General features: G+C 64.5%; 18 protein-coding genes, 1 tRNA gene and 2 pseudogenes. 17 read left to right on the forward strand and 4 right to left on the reverse strand.

Annotated features, from left to right (window positions below):
* The first annotated feature begins 22 nt into the window (after nucleotides 1-22).
* The 12 genes from ON33_RS21045 to ON33_RS21100 all read left to right on the forward strand — a co-directional run bounded on the left by ON33_RS21045 (nucleotide 23) and on the right by ON33_RS21100 (nucleotide 15,074).
* Nucleotides 23-745: a DUF8020 domain-containing protein gene (locus tag ON33_RS21045; RefSeq protein ID WP_040860741.1), complete on the forward strand. Its 723-nt coding sequence runs from the start codon at nucleotides 23-25 to the stop codon at nucleotides 743-745.
* Nucleotides 746-772: 27 nt separating this feature from the next.
* Nucleotides 773-1,507, forward strand: a complete 735-nt coding sequence (locus ON33_RS21050) for a DUF8020 domain-containing protein (RefSeq protein WP_157184642.1) — start codon at nucleotides 773-775, stop codon at nucleotides 1,505-1,507.
* A 629-nt stretch (nucleotides 1,508-2,136) separates the two neighbouring features.
* Nucleotides 2,137-3,210: a replication-relaxation family protein gene (locus tag ON33_RS21055; protein ID WP_051152574.1), complete on the forward strand. Its 1,074-nt coding sequence runs from the start codon at nucleotides 2,137-2,139 to the stop codon at nucleotides 3,208-3,210.
* Between the two features lie 284 nt (nucleotides 3,211-3,494).
* Nucleotides 3,495-6,716: a type I restriction-modification system subunit M gene (locus ON33_RS38380; protein WP_281033229.1), complete on the forward strand. Its 3,222-nt coding sequence runs from the start codon at nucleotides 3,495-3,497 to the stop codon at nucleotides 6,714-6,716.
* 202 nt (nucleotides 6,717-6,918) lie between these two features.
* The gene (locus ON33_RS21065) at nucleotides 6,919-9,135 is read left to right on the forward strand and encodes a KAP family P-loop NTPase fold protein (protein WP_040860742.1); all 2,217 of its coding nucleotides are present in this window, start codon (nucleotides 6,919-6,921) and stop codon (nucleotides 9,133-9,135) included.
* 572 nt (nucleotides 9,136-9,707) lie between these two features.
* Nucleotides 9,708-10,586, forward strand: a complete 879-nt coding sequence (locus ON33_RS38385) for a hypothetical protein (protein ID WP_157184643.1) — start codon at nucleotides 9,708-9,710, stop codon at nucleotides 10,584-10,586.
* Nucleotides 10,587-10,804: 218 nt separating this feature from the next.
* The gene (locus ON33_RS21075; RefSeq protein ID WP_157184644.1) at nucleotides 10,805-11,245 is read left to right on the forward strand and encodes a hypothetical protein; all 441 of its coding nucleotides are present in this window, start codon (nucleotides 10,805-10,807) and stop codon (nucleotides 11,243-11,245) included.
* A gap of 874 nt (nucleotides 11,246-12,119) precedes the next feature.
* Complete coding sequence (locus tag ON33_RS21080) at nucleotides 12,120-12,713, forward strand: hypothetical protein (protein ID WP_040860744.1); 594 nt, start codon at nucleotides 12,120-12,122, stop codon at nucleotides 12,711-12,713.
* Nucleotides 12,714-12,930: 217 nt separating this feature from the next.
* Nucleotides 12,931-13,365 carry a CIA30 family protein gene (locus ON33_RS21085; protein WP_157184645.1) on the forward strand — a complete coding sequence of 145 codons (435 nt, stop codon included), beginning with the start codon at nucleotides 12,931-12,933 and terminating at the stop codon, nucleotides 13,363-13,365.
* A 219-nt stretch (nucleotides 13,366-13,584) separates the two neighbouring features.
* Nucleotides 13,585-13,905: a hypothetical protein gene (locus tag ON33_RS21090; protein ID WP_157184646.1), complete on the forward strand. Its 321-nt coding sequence runs from the start codon at nucleotides 13,585-13,587 to the stop codon at nucleotides 13,903-13,905.
* A 119-nt stretch (nucleotides 13,906-14,024) separates the two neighbouring features.
* The gene (locus tag ON33_RS42520; RefSeq protein WP_051152577.1) at nucleotides 14,025-14,516 is read left to right on the forward strand and encodes a hypothetical protein; all 492 of its coding nucleotides are present in this window, start codon (nucleotides 14,025-14,027) and stop codon (nucleotides 14,514-14,516) included.
* 18 nt (nucleotides 14,517-14,534) lie between these two features.
* Nucleotides 14,535-15,074, forward strand: a complete 540-nt coding sequence (locus ON33_RS21100; protein WP_040860747.1) for an NUDIX hydrolase — start codon at nucleotides 14,535-14,537, stop codon at nucleotides 15,072-15,074.
* On the opposite strand, the gene ON33_RS21105 is transcribed toward ON33_RS21100, so the two are convergent.
* Together ON33_RS21105 and ON33_RS42525 are read right to left on the reverse strand one after the other, a co-directional pair.
* Nucleotides 15,058-16,182: an NsdA family TPR-like regulatory protein gene (locus ON33_RS21105; protein ID WP_218001482.1), complete on the reverse strand. Its 1,125-nt coding sequence runs from the start codon at nucleotides 16,180-16,182 to the stop codon at nucleotides 15,058-15,060. The genes ON33_RS21100 and ON33_RS21105 overlap by 17 nt on opposite strands.
* Nucleotides 16,183-16,232: 50 nt before the next feature.
* Nucleotides 16,233-16,423 (reverse strand): annotated as a pseudogene (locus ON33_RS42525) (hypothetical protein); the annotation flags it as partial.
* 218 nt (nucleotides 16,424-16,641) lie between these two features.
* On the opposite strand from ON33_RS42525, the gene ON33_RS41440 reads away from it, so the two are divergent.
* From ON33_RS41440 to ON33_RS44450, 4 genes and pseudogenes are all read left to right on the forward strand, one after another.
* A complete protein-coding gene (locus ON33_RS41440) occupies nucleotides 16,642-16,815 on the forward strand; it encodes a hypothetical protein (protein ID WP_157184647.1) in 174 nt (57 codons plus the stop codon).
* Nucleotides 16,816-16,818: 3 nt separating this feature from the next.
* On the forward strand, nucleotides 16,819-17,070 hold the full coding sequence (locus tag ON33_RS21120; protein WP_040860750.1) for a helix-turn-helix domain-containing protein: 252 nt from the start codon (nucleotides 16,819-16,821) through the stop codon (nucleotides 17,068-17,070).
* A 2-nt stretch (nucleotides 17,071-17,072) separates the two neighbouring features.
* Nucleotides 17,073-17,426, forward strand: a complete 354-nt coding sequence (locus ON33_RS21125; protein WP_040860751.1) for a type 1 periplasmic-binding domain-containing protein — start codon at nucleotides 17,073-17,075, stop codon at nucleotides 17,424-17,426.
* Nucleotides 17,427-18,305: 879 nt separating this feature from the next.
* Nucleotides 18,306-19,250, forward strand: a pseudogene (locus ON33_RS44450) (recombinase family protein); the annotation flags it as partial.
* Between the two features lie 30 nt (nucleotides 19,251-19,280).
* Here the strand turns inward: ON33_RS44450 and ON33_RS42815 are convergent.
* Together ON33_RS42815 and ON33_RS21140 are read right to left on the reverse strand one after the other, a co-directional pair.
* Nucleotides 19,281-19,751 (reverse strand): hypothetical protein, encoded by a 471-nt coding sequence (locus ON33_RS42815; protein ID WP_040860753.1) that lies wholly within the window; start codon nucleotides 19,749-19,751, stop codon nucleotides 19,281-19,283.
* Between the two features lie 76 nt (nucleotides 19,752-19,827).
* Nucleotides 19,828-19,903: transfer RNA gene (locus tag ON33_RS21140), tRNA-Ala, on the reverse strand.
* A 189-nt stretch (nucleotides 19,904-20,092) separates the two neighbouring features.
* Here ON33_RS21140 and ON33_RS38395 point away from each other — a divergent pair.
* A complete protein-coding gene (locus ON33_RS38395; RefSeq protein WP_051152578.1) occupies nucleotides 20,093-21,196 on the forward strand; it encodes a serine/threonine-protein kinase in 1,104 nt (367 codons plus the stop codon).
* The last annotated feature ends 7 nt before the right edge of the window (nucleotides 21,197-21,203 follow it).

The following is a 21,203-nucleotide window of genomic DNA, read 5'->3' on the forward strand; positions in this document are numbered from 1 at the left end:
CACAAGTAGATGAGGAAGAAGTATGAGCATTCGCCGAGCGACCCTGACCGCCGCCGTGCTGGCCGCGAGCGTGGTCACCAGCACCGCGACCGCCACGGCCGCACCCGACACCACCACACCGCCGCCGGTCGCCTTCCGCGCGAACCTGGTCGGCGACGCCGTGGTCACCACACTCGCGGACGGGGTCTTCGCACTCACCGGCGACCAGCAGTCCGTCGCCGTTCGCGATGCCGCCGGGCAGACCCTGGACGCGCTACCGCTGGCGTTCACCCTCGACGGGCAGCGGCTGCCGATCCGGCAGCAGATCACCGACGACGGGCACACCCTGCGGCTCGTCCCCGACCTCGCCGGTCTGGACCGGGCGGTGTTGAAACCCGTCGCCGCACCTCTGGAAGACCAGCTGGCCATGAACGACCTCATCAACGCCGTCAGCCTGGGCACCTCGATCGGCAGCCTGGTCGGCACCGCCATCGGCGCGGTCGCCGGTATCGGCGTCGGCGTCGCGCTGGCCGGCGCGTCCTGCCTGGTGCTCACCCTCGGATGCGTGGTGACCGTGCTGCCGATCATCAGCCTCGTCGGCGCGGCGGGCGGGCTCGCCGGCCTGGTCCTCGCGGGCGGTCCCACCGCGGTGGCGGCGGCCTTCGACTACTGGACCACGCTGCGCGCCGAGCCCGGCCAGAGCAAGTATGCCCCGCAGTTGCAGGGCAAGCCCGGCATCCCCGCCCCGGCGGCGTCCGGGAACTGACCCACCACGAACCCAAGGGATACCTGAATGAGACTTCGCACAACGGCTTTCGCCGCGATCGTGGCGGCCGGCGCGATGACCGTGGCAGCCACGCCCGCCACCGCGGAGCCGACGGCATCGGCGCACTACCGCACCGGCGTGGTGGGCGGCTCCGTCGTCACCACCCTCGAGGACGCCACCTTCACCCTGGCGGCGGACCAGCGGTCGGTTCTCGTCCACGACGCGGCGGGACAGTTGGTGTTCAGCCTGCCGCTGGCCTTCGAGCTCGACGGCGTGCCACACCCGATCCTGCAACAGATCACCGATGCGGGACGCACCCTCGTCCTCATCCCCGACACCGGCCTGCGCGAGATCGCCTCGCCGCTGGAAAATCAGCTGGCACTGACGGAATTCGCCGGAAACATGACCAAGGCGACCTTGGCCGGCACCGTCGGTGGATTCGTGGTCGGCGCACTGGTGGGCGCCGTCATCGGTCTCGGCTCGTGCCTGCTGGTCGGCCCCGGCTGCCTGGCCACCACCCCGGCGGCCATCATGGCCTTCGCCGGCGCCGGCGGCCTGATCGGGCCCCTCGCCCTCGGTGGCGCGGCCCTGGTCGACGGCGTGTGGAAATACGTCACCACCCTGCAGGCCACACCCGGCGAGAGCGCATACGCCGATAAGGGAGGTCTGCTCGACCCAGACGGCACCGGCGTCCCCGACGCCAACCTTCGGATTCCGCCACTGCCGTTCAAAGCCCTCATGAGCGGCTCCGCTGGCCGATAGGGCACGGCAACAGCGCATGCGTCGCGGTCCCGGCAGCCGCGGCGCAGGCCGGACAGCCCGAGATCGGGGCGGTGGTGACCAGGTGAGCCAGCAGACGTCGGATTGCGCCGATAGCGAGTGGGATGAGTTCGCTGCCAACGCTTTCGGGACGACGGCGGCATAGCGGCGAGGTAGGCGTTGGCGAGCATCGCGAGGGTGACGTGCCGACATTCTGCGCTTTGCCAGTCAGCACCCAATGGAACGCGCGACCGTGATCGCCTCAAACAAAATCAGGCCCGGCAATTCGCCGAGCCCGATCATCTTCCTGTGGACCTGACGGACCAGCATACGAACCGGGCGGTGCTGGTCGACGGGCCGGATGTGGTCATCCGGGCGGTGGGTGCCCGACCGGTCGCGGGCGGTGGTGCCCGATGACCGGCCACGACGACCGCCCGGCTGCGTTTGGGTCGGCGGATAGCGGCGCGGATGGGGCGGCGGCTGCTCGGTGTCCTATAACCGCCACCCCAAACGCCGAACACGATGTCAGTATCCGCGCCGCTCACGCCCACAATCCGGGGGTGGGCTCGAAATCCCGACTCAGTATCAATACTGAGGGTTCATCGCGTAGGGGGCGGCGCGGCGGCCGTGCCGTGCACTGCGGCGGGCATCCGGATGCGGGGCCGTGGTTTCGCCTGCTCGATCGTGACCGTCGTCTTCTCGCACTACTTGCTGAACACAAGGTGCTGACCACCGCCCAGATCGCCGGCCTGGAATTCACCTCGATCCGCCGCGCCCAGGACCGGCTGGCCAAGCTGCGCGAGATGGGCATGCTCTTCGCCTTCCGCGAATCGCTCTACGGCGGCGGCACCAGCCAAACGCGCCACGCGCTCGGCTATTCCGGCGCGCGCCTGATCGCGGCCCGGCGCGCCGAGACGCCACCGACCCCGGCCGTCTACGCGCTGTCCCTCGAACGGCTGGCCTGCTCCCCGACCCTCGGGCATCGTCTGCGTGTCAACGGGTTCTTCGCAGCGCTGGCCGCGCACCGCAACCCGGCCCGCAACCCTGACGCGACGGTGCTGGAGGGGCTGACGCAGTGGTGGTCCGAACGCCAATGCGCCGAACAGTTTTGGACGGCGTTCGAGCGCGATCCTCAGATTCGTCCCGACGGCTACGGCTGCTGGGAACAGGAGGAACACGCGGTGCGGTTCTTCCTCGAGTACGACACCGGCACTGAAACCCTGTCCACCCTCGCCGCCAAACTCACCGACTACCAAGGCTTCCCCACCGACAGGTTCGGAATCCTGCTGTTCTCCCTGCACTCGACCCGCCGTGAAACCGGGCTCCGGACCGCGCTGCGCCGCACACTCGGCAGCGGCAACCCGGGCATGGTGATCGCCACCACCGCCCGTGACCTCACCCACCCCGACGGCCCGGTCGGACCCGTCTGGGTCCTGTGGACGGCTGGGGACGGCGACACGGTGACTGAGCGCCTCCGGTTGACCGAGCTACCCGAACGTGGACCTCGAATTCCGCACCACTCCAGCGGCGGCCAGCCCTATAACGAGGCCGCCTTCGACCACTACGACCCACAGGTCCACAACCTATTCATCGCCGCTCAGTCACGGCCTGCCACGCCGAATTCGCTCGCGACCGCACACCTGGTCGAGAAGGCCGACGAAGAGGGCTTCATCGAATTGGACGACCAATCCCCGGACGGGCCGTGACCATTCGCTCCGCTCGATGGCTGTGCTGGTGAATTCCGACGTCGATCATCGGCCAACCGTGACGCCCTCCAGCGCAGTCGAGATCCGTTGGTATCGGCGAAACTTACGTCGCCGGGTGGTGTCCAGATGCTTCGGCGCGTCTACTGAACGCACTATTCTGCCGAATGCAGCGAGGTCCGGGCTGTGCATCTACCGTTCGATGTGGACGGCAGTAAGATCTCGGATCGCTGAGGACCGGCTGTGGGGGGAATGTGAGTGACAATATAGGACACCTGTCCAGTTTCGTGTGGTCCGTGGCTGACCTACTGCGCGGCGACTTCAAGTCTTCCGAATACGGACGGGTGATCCTGCCGTTCACGGTATTGCGTCGGCTCGACTCTCTGCTGGCACCGAGTCGGCAAGCGGTGCTCGACGAGGCTGAGCGCACCGACAACGAACAGGAGCAGGAGCAGCGCCTTATGGCGGCCTCGGGTTGGCCCTTTTACAATCTGAGCCGGTACTCGTTCCAGAGTGTGCTCAATGATTCGTGGAACGCCGACCAGGTGCTCTTGGAGCATGTTCGCGGGTACTCCTGCAACGTTAGAGAAGTGCTGGACGGCTTCGAGTTTGAGCGGACCGTTGTCCGCCTGCATCAGGCAGAACTTCTCTACCCAGTAGTCAGGCAGTTCGCCTCGATCGACCTGGGGCAGATGATCACCGACTTCGATATGGAGAACCTTTTCGAGGAGCTGGTCCGACGATTCGCGGCGGGCAGCAACGAAACGAGCGGGGAGCATTACACCCCCCGGGATGTCGCCCATCTGATGGCGGGGTTCCTCATCTCCGCCGACTCGGACCTGCTGACCTCGCCACACGCCGTTCGCACCATCCTGGACCCGGCCTGTGGAACGGCCGGCCTGCTGACCGAGGCGGCCTCGTTCATCACTTTGATGAACCCGGGGGCGGACATCATGCTGTACGGCCAGGAGATCAACCGGCAGGCATGGGCGATTTCCCGTGCCAACATGATGATCAGCGGCCGCCTGGCCTCGACAATCGCCTTTGGGAATGTCCTCGCTGAAGATGGGCACCAAGGAATCGCCTTCGACTACCTCCTCGCCAATCCGCCGTTCGGCATTAACTGGAAGAAGATCGAGTCCACAGTCCTGCGGGAGCACCAGCAGCTCAGTTTCGCGGGCCGTTTCGGGGCCGGTCTTCCTCGGATCAACGACAGCTCGCTGCTCTTCCTACAGCACATGTTGGCGAAGATGAAGCCAGTGAGCGCCTCGGGTGAGGGCGGCAGCCGGATCGCAGTCATCTTCAACGCCTCTCCGATGTACGTCGGCGCCGCCGGATCCGGCGAATCAGAGATCCGGCGGTGGATCTTGGAGAACGACTGGCTTGAGGCCTTGGTCGCGTTGCCTGACCGACTCTTCCACAACACGGGCATCGGCACTTACCTGTGGGTCCTGAGCAACCGCAAGCCTGCACAGCGCAGGCATGAGGTGCTGCTACTGAACGCGCAGGACCAGTACCAGCGGATGCGCCGCACCATCGGCTCGAAGCGCAACTACATCACCTCGGACCAGATTGCCGAGGTCACAGGGCTCTACCTGGACACTCTGTCCGCCGACCGTGCCCAGCGGCCGAACGACCGGGTCCGCATCGTCTCCACCCACGAACTGATGTACCAGCGCGTCACGATCGATCAACCACTTCGGCTTCGGTACGAACTGTCCGACGAGGCCCTGACTCGCCTCGCCGAATCGCCTGCGATAAAGAAGACCGGTGATCCTGCCGCTCTGGTGGCCGCCCTGCGTCCGTTGATCGGCTCGACGTGGACGAGGTGCCAACAGGCCATCACCGCACTGCGCCGGGAGGCCACCTCGGCTGGCGTGAGCTGGCCGCGGGGGAAGGTCTTCGAGGCGGCGGTCCGCAAGGCCATCGGTGTGCGCGACAGCGACGGGGAGCCGCAGCGGACGGGGGATGCTTACGAGCCGGATCCCGAGCTGCGTGTGCTGGTCAATCTGCCGCTTCACGTGGATCCGAGCGACCACCTCCGAAGCGAAGTGCACCCGAGTGCTCCGGCAGCCTGGATCGACGACAGCAGGACGCGGGTGGGTTGCGAGATCCCACCCTCGCTCTTCTATCGACCCGAACTCGACGGCGAATTTGAACTGCTGCGCAACCTCGCCCGATTGGAAACCACTCGGGTCCACCCGCCCCAGAGAGGCGAGGAGCAGGAGGAGGGCACTGACCGGCCCAGGCATCTACGCGCCCAAGACCTTCACGAGGCCGACTCTGCCGCTGACTTGCCCGATGCCCCAGAGGACGGAAGGCCACTTACCCTCTGCTCGGGCGGCATGCTCGTCGGACGGCCGGGGAACTGGCGTCTGCTCCCGAATGGCTTCGGCGAAGCGGCCACCTCGCTGTTTGTACTGCAGCCGCTGCACGGCGGTGGCCAGGCGCTATGCGAGTGGTTGAACTCCCGCAAGGACAACGGTCAGTACCCCAGCACTCGCGACCTGCTGGATACACACATCCCTCTCGACCTAGTGACCGACAGCGAGGTGGAGAGCCTCCTGGAAACCGTAGAAGAAGGGCGGCGCGCACTGCGGAATACGATGTCGGGAATCTTGCCCAACGTCTTCAGCAGCGGCGAGCGGGACGTCCAGAGGGTTCGGAACGAGATCCGGTTCGCCGCCCATGAGGCAGGCCTGATCGGTGAACTCGTGCGGCCCCTGGACGACCTCATCTCGCGCGCCGAGTGGAGCTTTCCGTACCACGCGGCCGCACTGTCCCGTCGGTACCGAATCAGCACGCACCCAGCGGAGCAGAAAGACGGACTGCTCAAGCTAGGAGAAGGTCTGGCCCGTGTGCTGGGCGTGCTGGCGCTCACCGAACTCGCCGAGTCGAGTGGATTCTCCCCGAACCTGCGCAAGCAGTTCCGGCCCCAGGCCTCCTTCGGTACTTGGCTCTGGTTCCTCGACCGGCTGGAGGCTGAGGGAATCACGCCTCGCATCCAACAGCTCGCCACCCTGCGCGACCGGGGCAACGCACGAGCCTTGCTGGGCCACATCAAGGACTTCAGGAACACCTCGCATCACGCGCATGGCGTCCGCGCTAGCCACCAACTGGCGGAGGACGTTGAACGGCTGGAACCACACATCGTGGGGGCAATCAGTGCGGTTAGATGGCTCTCCGGAACCCACTGGGATTGGGTGGAACGGTGCGAGTACCTCGACGACGGCCAGTATCGGATCGTCGGGTTTCGACTGAGAGGCAGCCATCCGAACTGGGAGCCGTTCGATCGGTCGAGCACTCGGCCGATGCGTCCCGACCGCATCTACGTGGACAGTGCTCCATACGGTGCTCCGGTCGACCTGTGGCCGTTTGCAGTCGTCAGTATGTGCGACAAATGCCACACAAGGGAGCTCTTCCTGCTCAACCAGGTCCGAGGCGACCAACTGACGCTCCGCAGCCTGGAGGAGCATTCGCTGGAGATCACATATGGCGAGCCCGAGTAGTGGCGGGGCGGGGCGAGGCTGCGTCTGATGCGGAAGTGAAGGGGAATAGTCACAGCGACGCGGCCTTACGGTCGAAGGCACGGGTCGATCTCCGTGCTGGTCGCCGCAGTCTTCCACAAATAGACCGCAGCGCCCGGGCGCCGCATTCGGCTTGCCGACGCCAACGCGGTTGCGGATCAACGCTATTGGTGACGGGACTGGCATGATCTATGGGGTGAGCGGGGAACATCTCAACACCGATGCCGAAATCGTGTCGATCGCCGAGGATCGGCTGCAGCGGGCCCCGTTCGTGCGCCGGATCGCTGAGCGCATCAGCAGGGCCGGCGCGGACCGCAGTGTCGTGTTCGGGTTGGCGGGGCCTTGGGGCAGCGGCAAGTCGTCGGTACTCAACATGATCAGCGAGGTGCTGTCCACCGAGCACGGCGACCAGTGGTCGGTGGTGTCGTTCACCCCATGGTCGGCGTCGAGCGTGGCGGAGTTGACCGAGGAGTTCTACGCCGCGGTCGCCTCGGCCATGCCCGACACCGAAGCCGGCCATCACGCCCGCAAGGCACTGAGGGCCGCGGTCCCGGTGGCGGTCGCGGTGGGCAAGGCAGGCGTGGCGGCACTATTCGACAGGCACTTCGGTGACGGCGCGACCGCAAAGATCCTCACGGCGGGTAGCGACAAGCTCGCCGAGCAGGTCGGCCACCTGCCCGCGCCGGTCACCGACCCGTTTTCGCAGCGCTTCGAGGCGGCGTCACAGGCGATCTTGGCGGCGGGCCGGAACGTGCTGGTCGTCGTCGATGACGTGGACCGGCTGCACGCCGACGAGCTGCTGGCGGTGATGAAAGCGGTGCGGCTGCTGGGACGCTTCGACCGCGTGCACTACCTGCTGTCCTACGACGAGCAGACGGTGCTCGACGTCCTAGTCGATACCGATCTGGCCCGCCACAATCCGCGGCGCGCCGGCCGGTATCTGGAAAAGATCGTCCAGTATCCGTTTGTGCTGCCCCCGATCCAGCACCAGCATCTGAGCGCCGAACTGCAACGCGAGATCCGCGAGCTGGTGGACATTCACGACCTCAGCGCTGCGCGGCCCGGCATCGACACCGCGCAGGAGGCTGCGACGGTGTGCGAGATCCTGCTGGACACGTTGCCGACCGACACGGTCACTTTGCGTAGTCTCAAGCGACTGTGCAGCCAGGTCGATGTGCTGCTGACACTGGTCGGATCGCGCGAGATCGACCTGCTCGACGCGTTCGTGCTGACGTACCTGCGGCTGGAACACCGCGCGTTGTATGCGATGCTGCCGCACTGGCGCAGCGAGCTGACCCGGTCCCCGCAGACTGCCGCGCGGCTCGGCGGCGTGAGCTCGGACTGGTATCAGCGCATCGAGGACGTGACGGGCTTCGCTGTGGGGGACCGGGAAGCACGCACCATCTACCGGCTGTTGGCCACCGTCTTCCCCGCACTGCCGATAGGACCGGACACGGTGATGCCGCCCCGCGCGCGGGCCACCTCGTTGCGCGCCCACAACGGTGGCTACTTCGACCGGTATTTCGCGTTCCGGGTCCCCGTCGACGACATCGAAGACCACCGGGCCCACTCGGCCTTGGCCGAGCTCGCCCGCACCGGCCGACTGCCGACAGTGCTGACCGAGTGGCTGCCAGACGAGAACCGTCGCCGCCTGCTGCGAGACAAACTGCTGTCTAACCTCGACGCCATCGCTGGCGCGCCACCGGCCCAAGCTGCTCAGGCCGCGACGGCGTTGACCGAAGCGGTGCCGGTCGACCACGCCGACCTGTATTTCACTAGGTGGGGCACGGTGATCCATGCGCTGCTCGCCCACGCGATCACCGAACTCGGCCCCGCCGATGCTGCGGCGTTGATCGACGACTACCGCGCTCGATTCGGGCTGGCCACGACCCTCGATGTGCTCGCGGTCCCTACCGCAGTGTCGGGGGTGCCAGTGGCCTCGGTCCTTGTGGCCACCACCGCGGTTCGCCGCGAAGTGTTCGAGCTATGCGTGCGAGATCTCACGACCGACATACCGAACGATGAGCAGGCACCGCACGCCAGTGTGCTCGGCGTCGCGCACTACCTCGACGACCAACTGTGGGGCGACCTGCGCACCCGGGTCGGCGAGCTGCAGAACTCCGGCGTCTGCGACATCCTCGACGTGGCAGCACGTTTCGTCAGCATCAGCACCCGCCTGGATCCCTCAGGCAACGGAGGCCACCGGCAGCGCTACCTCAGCCGGTTCGAATCCACGCTCTTCGGGCGGCTGATCGACTCCGACCAGTGGCGCACTCTGAATCTGCCCCAACCATCAAACATCGCGATCGACGACAACGATCTGTCGATGAGCAACCGGCGCGAATACGCTATCGGCGCGCTGCGCCAGCTACAGGTCACCGGTCAGTACACCGGTTACTGAATCGGACACCGCGGCCGCGGCCCTGCCCTCGAAGGAATCCTGGTGCGGCCACGAGACCGGGTGCTGGCCAGTTCAGTGAGCATCGGCGACCGGACTTGATCAAGTCACCTCGCACGGGGGAAGGGTCTGCGCAGGTGCCGGATCTGTCATGGTCCAGATGATTCCCGATGAGCTCACTCCGCGCTCACTTGAGAATCCACCAGACGTCGGCACCGGTTCCGAACGCGCAATAATGTCGCATCCAGCGCGGTACGCGGCTGCCAGCGCGACCTACCCGAAGATCAACCGGCTCCGGGGCATCTCGGGGCCGTCGCTGTGTCCGCTCAGCAGTCGAGTTGGGCATGCCGAACAGGTGTGGCTAAGGGGTGGCACTGATCGCGGCCCCGGCGTCTTTCACCTTCGCCCTGCTATCGATCGTCTCGTCGTCTGCCGGTGTACCAGTCCGGTGCCGGTTCAAGTGTCTGCATGTGCAGAACCTCGAAAGAGTCGGCACCGATCGGAAACCGATCGGTCTGAGTATGCTTTGAGATTATTCGGTTCCGTTGGAGCTGGCGCGGTGGTTCGATAGGACCGTGGCGGTAACGATTTTCCTGGAGAGCGGACCCTTCACGTACATCAGCATCATGAACCAGTGCAGTGGCGTGCCGGTAACTTCCGCCGTCACTGCTGAGGAATATCTGCGCTTCGCGAAGTCTGATCTTGAGATGGGTACAACACATGGACTCATCAACGCAATGGGAAACGCGAAGAGATCACTGCATCTGATGATCGATACTGTCTTGCAAAGCTACGGCTTGCTCGCGCAGGGCAAGCGGCGTTCATTTCCCGATAAATTGCGATTGATGGATGACGTTGGACTCATTGCGCTCAATGTGTTCCGAAAGCTCAACGTGGAGCGCAATGTCATGGAACATGAGTACATGGTGCCGGATCTCGATCGGGTACAAGACTTCGTCGACGTATGTCACCTGCTGCTGCTGGCGACCGAACGACTCGGACAAGACCTTCCTTATAGGTCGATCGTTGGATTGCGTAGCACCGGTGAGCATATGCTCCTAGAGCTTGAGCCAATGGCAGGCACGGTGAACTTTCGACCTCTGCTCACGCCAACGGTAATGGAGACTGAAGCCTTTGATAGAGATATCGAATACGTCGCGAGAATCTGGCGTGATGAGGGTCCGACTCCAAACGCGGAGTCCATCGGAGATGTTGTGCAGAGCATCGCGCTTCGACCGAAAGATGAAGCGGAGTGGATACCGATCGTGAGGTCCTTAGTCGCGGTCGGAAACGACTTGTCGAGGTCTCGCAGTTCGGCAATAAAAGACGGGATGATGACCATCCAGACTGCCTTCACGTTCCCGGTTGCAAGCGCTGACGGTCTGTCGCTTGCCGACCTCATCAGAGAGAGACTGGCCGTGTTGTCAGCGGATCAAGATGAGGAGAAGCCCTGACTGACTCCAACGCATTCGCACGTGCTAAACCAGCTGACTTACCCGGCCAGCGCTGAACGCGCACCGAATATCGCGTTCAACGAGCCTTTGCCGTCAGCCTTGCGACAGCGGTGTCATTGAACCTCATTGAATGCCGTTAGTTGCAAGATAGACCCAACCTCTGCGGGGACACTGCGCACGAACGAGACGATACGAGGGTCGGTGTGAGCTTCAGAACTGTGGTGATCTCTGAGGATCTGGCGTTTGCGTTGCCGTTATGGTTTGTCGAGGCCCATCCTGAGCTGCACTTCGGCAACGGCGGGGACGGGTCGCCTCGCCTGCCGATCGCAAGTCGCTTTGAGCGCAAGTTCTACGGTTCCAAGGACGATCCGCTCTTCCTGGACCTGCAGCGGGTGTTGAACGAAACTCCGTCATGGCGGCACCATGTCGAGCTGATCCTGTTCCACGAGTGCGGTGGGATTACCAAGGTGCTGGTGACGCGCGACCGGATACGCATGGCCGAGCCCACGGGCTGGTCCGAAGTCGACGAGATCGAACACTGGTTCTGCGGCTGCTCATTCGATACTCAAGTCGGGCCCGAGAGCTCCGAGTCCGCGGAGCGTAGCGGCCCCGAGATCGGAAAGGCCGTCAGCCCGCAGGTCGGCTCGAATGAAGAGTGACGATCCGAATACTGAACTTTTGCCAGCAAGCCCGACCTCCAGCACGGACGCCGCACCATGATACCGCTGATCGCTCGATTCGAGACGGTCGCGGCGCCCAACCTAACGCACAGATTTGGCGATTCCAACGCGATCGCATGCGCGGGCTCCGGTGGCTATGGCCGACCAGGTTGAAGTTTCGCGTGCACGCCCATTACGCGGAGCTGGCGCTCGATGATCTCCATCTCAACACGTGTGCCTACGAGGCCGGTCGCGCGTAGCCTCTCAGCCAACGCCTTGGCCTGCACCAGCGGCAGGGGCCCCAGTCAGGCGTAATGCTTGCATCAGCGTGGCTGTAGGCACATTGACCGAGCCAAGTTCGAGGACGGTAGTTCTGTTCGCGGCCAAAATGGCATCACGAAAGCCCGCGAGCGGTTTCGGATAGCCGCAGTCCTCCCAGACCGCGCCACATATCGGCAGCGTCCGTCGATATCCCACCGGTGGCCTTCGCCTACCAGCGCCTCAGTGAGTGTGGACTCGGTCAGTGAGCCGCAGCTGATACAAGGCATCGGGTACGGGGCTGATTCGGTGACAATCTCCACGTGGTCGAATCTAGTCGCGTGACAGCTCGACGCGAGTTCGACGACATGTCGGCCGGATCTGGATGCCGCTGTGCGAGTTGAGAGCTCAGATTACGATCTGCGAAACGCACTACTGTAATCTGCCGCATGCCGCGCCGACCGAAGCGGCCAACATGGCGCGGCGGAAGATCAAATGGCCGTGGCGAATTGAGCCGTCCCGGACGTTCACTACTACCGAATGCAGGACCTTGTGAACGCAAGAGCGCGACATCTTACAGACGCCTATGTAGTTAAGAGTTGGCTATCATCGACGGATGGGCGTCAGACCGCTGGGTCTGTTGGTGGAGCAACTGCGAGGACTGCGTTTTGCTCCGTTGTGGGTGATCGTGCTTGTCGCGTACGCGGCGCTGTGGGGTTTCGCAGCGGCGGTTGGGTTCGGCTACTTCGCGGTTCTCCTCGCAGCGATAAGTACTCCGACCTTCCCGATTGCCATTGCGACGGAGCGGAGACGTTACGGCGGCCGTGAGCAGATGCGCGAGTTCTATGACGTAATACGGGCTCGGCAATTACCGGTGCTGACCTCAGCGGATGAAGCTATTCGCTGGAACCGCTTGATCATCGATGAACGTACCAATCGCCGCTCCGGGCTCGCGCTCTCCTGGGTCATCGTGGGAGTTGCGTCCTTCGTCTTGGGCCTGCCCGTGCTCTTTGGCTTGGCTGACGGGGGCAAGGGCTACGAGGGCAGCGGTTTCGGCATGCTTGTGGCCGGAATACTCGCCATCGCCGCCTTCGCTTGGCTCCGGTTTGCCAACCCTCGTGTACTCGCCGCGCTCGATGTGCTGGCCCAGCAGGGAACCGAACGCGGATATGGGTCCCTGCTAACCGCTGGCTGGTCGTCTGCGCGCTGACCGGTGCCAAACGCACTCATTTTGCCGCTTACAAGGTCGTTCGGACGGGCCAGGCCGCGCTGGCCTCCTTGACGAATCCCAGCGCGGTGCCCTGCTGAATTTCCGCGTGGTGATGCGGTGTCGGTTGGCGGTCGGCTGAAGTGGGCTGCCGCATACTGACTGGTATGGCAGCCGACAGTGCAGCAGGCGCTCGGGCGCACGCTCGGTGGGGTCGTCGATGACGCGTTTCTCGGATCGTGTTGCCGAGTGGCGTGGGGTGAAGTGCGAGAGGGTGGAGGCCCTCATCGAGTACGAGCCGGACTCAACCGGCGTGGCCCCCGTGTTCGACACCGTGATCGAGTTTAGTGACGGGACGCGTCTGTTGACCGGGTACTGGCGGTTGACGAAAAAGGCCAGACCGGTGCGGAGCATCTTCGATCATGGTCTCCGGTACGGTTTGCCCGCGCCGATCGACGCGTTGGCCGTTCTGCGTGACGAGCTTGTCGGCCAAGGGCTGCTGGCCGCTGAGATGGACCAGACCACGGCGGACTTGAGGTTCATCTTCGAAGGTGAATTAAGGCTGGAGGTGTTCAACTTCACCGGTTTCGAAGCCTGGGAGTTGAAATTCCCCGACGGCACTGTCGAGTGGTCGAACTATGCTCTAGCGGATTGACCGAAGCAGTACCGCTGCAACGGTATTCGTTAGCGGCACGGGTCTACGACCCATCGTGCTCAGAGGTATTTCCGCCGTGAAATGGTCCCTTGATGGTGACTGTGCGGGTGCCGATGCGCCGGTTGTCGTCGGCCAGGGCCGGCGATGCATGCGCATGCCGCCTCCAGCGCTTCGGAGTGCCGACGGCCAGTGGCGGCGAAGTGGGTTGATGATCGGTCCATGGCCAGCGGAAATACGGATAGGAAGCAGTTTCGGTTCCATGTCGAGAGCGTCTTCACCATCACCGGCCGCGGCACAACGGTCATCGGAACGATCGAATCAGGAACGATCTCGACCGGGGATCCACTCACCCTGATCAAGGCCGACGGCAGACAAGGCCCGACAGCGATCTGCCGGGCAATCGCGGGGGTCCGTCAAACCGGACGAGACCCGGAGCAGCCTGCACCACTTGGCCTTATCATTCCCGAACTCCGAGAAGACGAGATTGCTCCCGGTGATCTTCTCGTCCACGACGCTGGAGCCATAGACACCGACGTCTGAACATCCGGTGATGCCGCACTGACCGCTGTTCGAACCGGCCAAAGTGATCCTGTCCGGACGTACCGGTTTGACGAGTGCAGCGCGAAGTGTCGCGACATGGGGGATGCTATCGATCGTTCATGATTCTGTTCATGAGCGAGCCCAGCCCTGAGTGGACTCCGCCAGAGTCCTGTGATCAGTGCCCGCATCCGATTTCCGAGCACATGCTGTGGAAACCGGATGCGGTATGCGGCGGCTGGATGCACTGTTGCGCTGTTGACTGCCAGTGCTGGCACGACTGGCCGCAGCTGACCGGCGCGCAGGCGAACGTCGAGTCGCGAATGCTCGTGGAGAGGGTCGATCGTCTATCGAGCCGTCCCGGGTGGCTGTTCATCACGGGAGTCGTCGAAGGTGAGCCGCTGCATGTTGGCGACACGGTACTTGTCCAGCGTGGGAACAAGACTCGCTCCACGACGGTCAGAACGATCGAAATTCATACTCTCCCCGGTAAGACCACGATCGTGCTGGACACCGACCTCGAAGAGGTAGCCGTAGAGGGTGCGATCGTGAGTCGTCGGGCGGGGCAGCAACGCGCGAAAGCGGTCGAGGGCAGAGCCCAGCCAAACCGTTGACCGCGTAGGGTCTGGGGCGTGAAGCGTGCGACGCAGTGGAACATCCTCGGGGAGCGGCTGGTCGATGAGAATCGGCATATTCGGCTCTCGACCGTGGACGTCGAACTACCGGACGGTGTTCGGTTCACTCAGTACGTAGCGCGGATGCCGCGGTGCGCGATGACGTTGGTACTCAACGAGAATCGCGAGGTGCTGTTGATGTACCGGCACCGGTTCATCATCGATCAATGGGTGTGGGAACTACCGGGTGGCTATGTCGACCATGCCGAGGATGTCGCGGTGGCGGCGGCGCGGGAGGTGGAGGAGGAGACCGGGTGGCGGCCGCGCGCGATGGAGCATCTGGTGACCTATCAGCCCTCGATCGGCACATTGGATCAGCCTCAGGAGATCTATCTCGCTCGGGGCGCGGATCTGACTGATACCGCACCCGACATCAACGAGGCCGAGGACGTGCGGTGGATCCCGCTGGCCGAGGCGGCGGCGATGATCGATCGGGGTGAGATCGTGGGTGCGGCGACGGTGGTGGCGATCTATCGGGCGCTCAGCCTCGCCGAGTGAGTTCGAGGATCTGCTGGCGAAATTCGGCGACCTCGGTCAGGTCGTTGAACGGCCGCAATCGGTAGCGCAGGTCTCGCAGGTAGGACAGGCTCCGGCGGGACGCGAGATCGACGGCGATATCGAGCGCGCCGAGTCCGACCCGCACGGCCTCCCGTGGGTCGGTGACGGTCAGGGCTGAGGCGAGCAGGCTCAGGTTGAATGCGCGTCCGCGTTGGTAGCCCGCCGACATTGTCAATGATCTTTGTGCGAATTGCGCTGTGCGCGTGTGGTCGCCAAGTTCGCGGAAGCAATGGGCTGTTTTCGCGGACATGTAGGACTGGTCGAAGTACGCCAGCCATACCGGTTGTTCACCGGGTCGGGCGCGGTCGTATGCGCGTTCGGCGGCCTTGAGTGCTGTGGTGCAGGATGTTTCGTCTTGGCGGGCGGCGTGGCCGTGGGCTTCGACCATGTGGCATTCGGATTCGAGGGCGGCCAGACCAGCGGTGCGCGCGGCGATCTGGGCGGCGCGGGCCAAGTCGATGGCATCTCCGGGCCGACCGACGTAGGTGGCCTGGTGGCTCATGGCGGCCATGATTTCCGCGCTGAGCGCGCCGTCGCTGGCGGCCCGGGCGAGTCGGAGGGCTTGGATCAGGTACCGCTGGGCCAGGCCATGGTCTTCCTGGTCGTAGGCGGCCCACCCGGCCAGGCGGACGAGTTCGGCTGTGGAGCCGAACAATTGGCGTCCAATGTGTTCGTTGAAGCTGCCGCGCAGCAGCGGCGCGACCGAGCTGTGCAGGTACTGCACGATCGTCGAACGGACCTTGCCGCCACCGACCTTGTTGTCGAGATCCCGGAACGCCGCCGCCATGGATTGGACCGCGTCGACGTCGATCTGCCCGACACGTCGCGACGAGCCGATCGATACGGGGTGTTCGGGGCCGGGCAGTGTCAGCCACCGCATGGAGGCGGCCGGGTACACGGCAACCGCGTAAGAGGTGTCCTGCAGAAATCGTCGGTGCTCGATGTCGCTGCGCCACAACGCGGTCGAGGCGTCGACAGCGCCGGAGAGACTGAGTGAGAACTCCAGGCCGAGATCCGCGGCCGCATCCCGGGGTTGGACATGCCGCACATGGCCGGTGTGATTGTGCGCCCGAGTAATTCGGTCAGCGTGTCCGCGATCAGCTGCGGCACCGGTGGCTGGGCTGCTCTCCCGAGAGCCAGCGCCCGATCGAAGTGTGGTCGTAGCTGAGCTTCAGCCCGAGACCGCGGCCCCGGTCGACGACGCGGCGGGCGAGGGCCTTGCGTACCCCGCCGGCCTCTTCGACCAGCTCCTCGAACTGCCGATTCGGTTGTTTCGCACGGCGTCCCATGCATCGCAGTGTGGCACCGGTGACACCGAACCGCTATCAATCGGCGATTGCGCACACCCCCTGTGCACACACCCGCCCAGCCCGCGCGCCTACCGATGACCGCCCCCTGTGCAGTGGACTGGCAGTCAGCCCCACCAATGCCGGGTGGCCTGTTAACACGCGATACCCCCGGCATCGGGTGCGCTGCAACGACCATCGAGTACCGGGAGCTGCCGGACATGGACATCCTTCTTGCCATCACGCTCGTCTCGCTAGTGATCTTCGTCGCCGCAACCGGCCGCCTTCTTGCTGGCAGTGACGGTCCCGCGACGCGGCTGACCGTCGCTGACATCCAGGCACGACTGGCCGCCGAACCGCCACGCAGTTACGTCCCGATCAGTCGAGGGCGGTGAACGATGGCGTTCACGGAACCCGAGGCGAAAGTGCTTGGCGCACTGTCGAACCTGGACCCGACCGAAGCGCTGACCGTGCGACAACTCTGCCGCGCGACCAGGCTGCCCGAAACCTCGATCCACCGGGCATTGCTGCGACTGTCCCGCACCGGGCTCGCGATGGGCACCCTGCAAGGACCAGCGCGCTGGCGCTGCACCAATCGGGGTCGCCTCGCGATCACCCGCCCCGTATATCGCGAATACGCCGGGACCTGACCATGACCAACTACGTGATCGGATTCCTCCGCCCCGACGTCTCTGGCGAACAGTGGCAGCAGGACGAGGCACGCATTCACACGCTCGCGGAGAAGCGCGGGTGGTCGGTGGTCCTGGTCTACTTCGGCGACCCGAAGCGCCCCGGCGCGGTGATCAATCGCCTGATGAATCTCGCCTTCGCCGAATGCGTCAACGAGGTGATCGCCCCAAGCGCCGACCATTTCGAACCCGACGACCTCCCTGCCCTGGTAAAGATCGCCGACGTGATCTGCGCGGACACCGAAACCAGGTACACCATCCCAACAGACGACGCTCCCCAAAGCCCCCCGAAACCCGCAGCTGCTGGGGGGAGGTGAACCGCCGATGAAGTCCTTGAAACCCGGCCCGAACGGCAACAGCCACGACATGTGGAATGTGCCCGTAAACGCCGATGACGACGGTCAAGACCAGACCGGCCTGATCAACCGGCGGTAGGCGTCACTGCTCCCATGAACCCGTTCAGAGCGCCCCAGGTAAGGCAATCGCCCCTGGGGCGCTCGGCTGTGGCGACACCGATCGTTATCGAACCTTTTCGCACGAAATGTCGAAATCGGGCCCCTCCTTGGCAGTTAACAGGCGCGACACCCCATATGCCGGAACCCAGCGGACCCCGTGATTGATGCCGAACCTTGACCGCGGAACACGGAATTGCATCAATTCCGGTCTCATACGCGGATAAACGCGGGTTCTCCTGCCAGTACAGGGTGACGCCACGCCAAACGCCGAACATCTCACAGGAGCCCCGATGGAACGTCCCGAACCCGGAAAACGCTCCCCGACAGGTACAGAACCCGCCGGGCCATCTGCTCGTAACCGCGCTCACCAACGCTGGCACATCGACCGAGTCGACACCGAACCCGTCACCGCCACCCAACACGACCATGCCGTCACCCTCCTCGCTGGCCTTCTCACCGCATGGATCCACCGTCACCACCCCGACAACGGCGAATGGAATGCCGCATGAAACGCCACGACCGAAATAGCCGCCACACCAATACATTCGAAAACCGATCGAGGGACAATAGGACCGGCGACATACCGGACCGAATCCCGTACCCGAATTCCGTGCCGTCACAGGTTGTTTCAGATATCCACCTTTTCGAGAAACGTGTATCGATGGGAAGGACCGGCAGCATGGCAGGCACCAAGAAATCCTATCGCGTATCCCCAACAACACTGCCGCATGGGAACAGGACGTGCGAGTAGGTACCTACACCCGCCGCTCCACCACCGAAGACAACCAGCCCTACTCCATCGAAGCCCAGGACGCCCGCCTGGACTCCTACATCAATTCCCAACCCGGCTGGCGACACACGACGTCCTTCACCGACGACGCCTCCGGCGCAAGCACCGAGCGGCCCGGCTTGCAACGCGCGTTGCAGGCCGCACGTGCCGGGCTCATCGACGTGCTGGTGGTCTACCGGGTCGATCGCTTCTCCCGCAACCTGCGTGACCTGGTCACCTTGCTCGACGAACTCGACCGAGCCAAAGTCGTGTTCCGCTCCGCCACAGAACCATTCGATACCTCCACACCGATGGGGCGCATGCTGGTGCAGATGCTGGGCATGTTCGCCCAATTCGAACGCGACACCATCATCGACCGCGTCATCGCAGGCATGGAACGCAAAGCCGCCAAAGGTAAATGGAAGGGCGGCAAACGGCCCTACGGATACGGGGTCGACAGAGCTACCCAAACCCTCGTCGTTGACGAGGCCGAAGCCGTGGTCGTGCGCATGATCTTCGACCTCTACGCCTGCCGCCGTCTCGGTGCCCGTGCCGTCGCCGCGGAGCTGAATGCCCGTGGGCACCGTGCCAGCACCGGCCGTGAATGGTCCGGCCACCATGTACTGCGGATCCTCAACAGCCGAATTTATCTCGGTGAGTTGACCTTCCGCGACACCACCGTCACCGATACTCACCCCGCCATCATCGAAGCCGACACCTTCGACCGCGCCCAGGCGGTCCTCGAAGCACGCGGGGAATCCCACGCTCACCGCGCCGCTAACTCCTCGGACTACCTGCTCACCGGACGCCTGCGCTGCCCACGCTGCGGGCGGGCCATGATCGGCACCCGCGCGACCGGACGTTCCCGTTCCTATCGCTATTACACCTGCTTCAACCGTGCCCGCTACGACAGCGACAAGTGCGACTTCACCCGACTCGACGCCGACTCAGTCGACGCGGCCGTTCTGGAGGCCTTGGGCAAGTTCTACCGCACCCGGCACGATCTGATCAGCCAAGCCATCACGGCCCAGCAGCGATGCCACCGCGATTCCAGTAGTGACACCCGCATCGAACGGGACGCCGTCACCGCCGAGCTCGCCAAAGCTCAGCAGGCGATCGACCGGTACCTGAACGCCTTCGAAAACGGCACCCTCGACCCCGAGCTCCTCGCCGGAAGGCTCAGCGAATTGCGCGCCAAGACAGGCCAACTCATCACCCGGCGCGACGAACTCACCGCCGCGCTGGCGAACGAACCCACCGCGCCGAAACCCGCAACGCTCGACGGCATTGCCGACCATATTGCCGACATCATCACCAATGGCTCCCGTACCCAGGCCAAGGCGCTGATCGAGACCCTCGTCGCCCAGGTCGCCATCACCGGCCCCGACCGCTTGGTCCCCACCTTCCGCATCCCCCAACCCAAAAACGACATTGGGGCTGGTACCGCTTCCGCGGTACCAGCCCCAATGGAGTCGGTTCGTGCAATGACACGATTGGTGGAGCTAAGGGGACTCGAACCCCTGACCCCCACACTGCCAGTGTGGTGCGCTACCAGCTGCGCCATAGCCCCGGATGGTTGCCGCGAGGTTTCCCTGGCGACTGGGAGAAGGTACACCAGGACACCCCCTGCAACGCAAATCGGCTGGAAATATGGGTGGGCAGGGGATGGGTCGGCGCGCGTACAGTGGGCGGTGATTCGTTGTCGTCCGGGGTGGTTCGCGGGGAAGGCGGGCCGCGCCGCGGGGAAGGTCGGACGCCGGTGAGGCTGATCAATGGCCGGTACGAGCTGCGGGAGCTGGTCGGCAAGGGGGGTATGGCCGAGGTCTGGGACGGCTGGGATCTCCAGCTGCGCAGGCAGGTTGCGGTCAAGGTGCTCGATGCGGGCAGTGTCGCGGTGCGGGCGCAGGAGGAGCAGGTCGCGTGGCAGCGGTTCGAGCGGGAGGCGCGGATCGCGGCGCAGATGAACTGCACCAATATCGTGATGCTGCACGATTCGGGGGTGTTCGCCGAGAATGGCTCCCGCTCACCGTTTCTGGTGATGGAGTTCATTCACGGGGAGAACCTGCGGCAGTTCATGCGGGACCAGGAGAACTGGTCGCTGGCGGCGCTGGCCCGAATTCTCACCGACGCGCTCAGCGGGCTGGTGTACGCGCACTCCAAGCAGGTGGTGCACCGCGATATCAAACCCGAGAACATCATGATCTGCCGCGACGGCTCGGCGAAGTTGGCCGATTTCGGTATCGCCATCGAGATGCGGGAGAACATGCTGCGGCTCACTCGCGCGAACCAGGTGGTGGGCACTCAGAACTATTCCGCGCCCGAGTATCTCGAACACGGCCGGTTCACCCATCTCAGTGACGTGTACTCGTTCGCGGTGGTGTGCGACGAGGTACTGGAGACGGTGTTCGCGCCCGCGCCCCTGCCCGGCCGGCTGAAATCGGTGCTGGATCAGGCGCTGTCGCCGGATCCGTCCAAGCGTTTCCAGTCCGCGGCCGAGTTCCAGCACTTCTTCCGTGACGCCGTCCATTCCGAGACCCGCAATGCGACCCGAATCGTCAAGGGCCCCAGGCCGGAGCCGGTCACCGTGCCGGTGCGCGCGCAGACCAGCGTGCTCACTCCGGGCCCGCCGGTGCGGCCGCCGGAGGAGCGGCACGGCGTCGAGATGCCGGCGACCGGCCTGTGGGGCATCTTCGTCCGCCCGGCCCTGGAGTTCCGCCAGCGCGTCCTGGAGGGGCTCACCCGCGACGATCCCCGCTACATCGGCGGCGTGCTGCTGGGTGCGGCCGCCGCCGGAATCGTGCTGGGCTGGCTGGTCTTCGTACTGCTGGCCTGGGTGATCCTGACCATCGCCCACCTGTTCTGAGGATCTG

It is taken from the genome of Nocardia niigatensis NBRC 100131 (assembly GCF_000308655.1).
In the GTDB taxonomy this organism is placed as follows: Bacteria; Actinomycetota; Actinomycetes; order Mycobacteriales; family Mycobacteriaceae; genus Nocardia; species Nocardia niigatensis.

Bases quoted from the DNA above. Each gene is read 5' to 3' on its own strand.
- ON33_RS21045 (WP_040860741.1), top strand. From the start codon at position 23: ATGAGCATTCGCCGAGCGACCCTGACCGCCGCCGTGCTGGCCGCGAGC.
- ON33_RS21050 (WP_157184642.1), top strand. From the start codon at position 773: ATGAGACTTCGCACAACGGCTTTCGCCGCGATCGTGGCGGCCGGCGCG.
- ON33_RS21065 (WP_040860742.1), top strand. From the start codon at position 6,919: ATGATCTATGGGGTGAGCGGGGAACATCTCAACACCGATGCCGAAATC.
- ON33_RS21080 (WP_040860744.1), top strand. From the start codon at position 12,120: ATGGGCGTCAGACCGCTGGGTCTGTTGGTGGAGCAACTGCGAGGACTG.
- ON33_RS21085 (WP_157184645.1), top strand. From the start codon at position 12,931: ATGACGCGTTTCTCGGATCGTGTTGCCGAGTGGCGTGGGGTGAAGTGC.
- ON33_RS21090 (WP_157184646.1), top strand. From the start codon at position 13,585: ATGGCCAGCGGAAATACGGATAGGAAGCAGTTTCGGTTCCATGTCGAG.
- ON33_RS42520 (WP_051152577.1), top strand. From the start codon at position 14,025: ATGATTCTGTTCATGAGCGAGCCCAGCCCTGAGTGGACTCCGCCAGAG.
- ON33_RS41440 (WP_157184647.1), top strand. From the start codon at position 16,642: ATGGACATCCTTCTTGCCATCACGCTCGTCTCGCTAGTGATCTTCGTC.
- ON33_RS21120 (WP_040860750.1), top strand. From the start codon at position 16,819: ATGGCGTTCACGGAACCCGAGGCGAAAGTGCTTGGCGCACTGTCGAAC.
- ON33_RS21125 (WP_040860751.1), top strand. From the start codon at position 17,073: ATGACCAACTACGTGATCGGATTCCTCCGCCCCGACGTCTCTGGCGAA.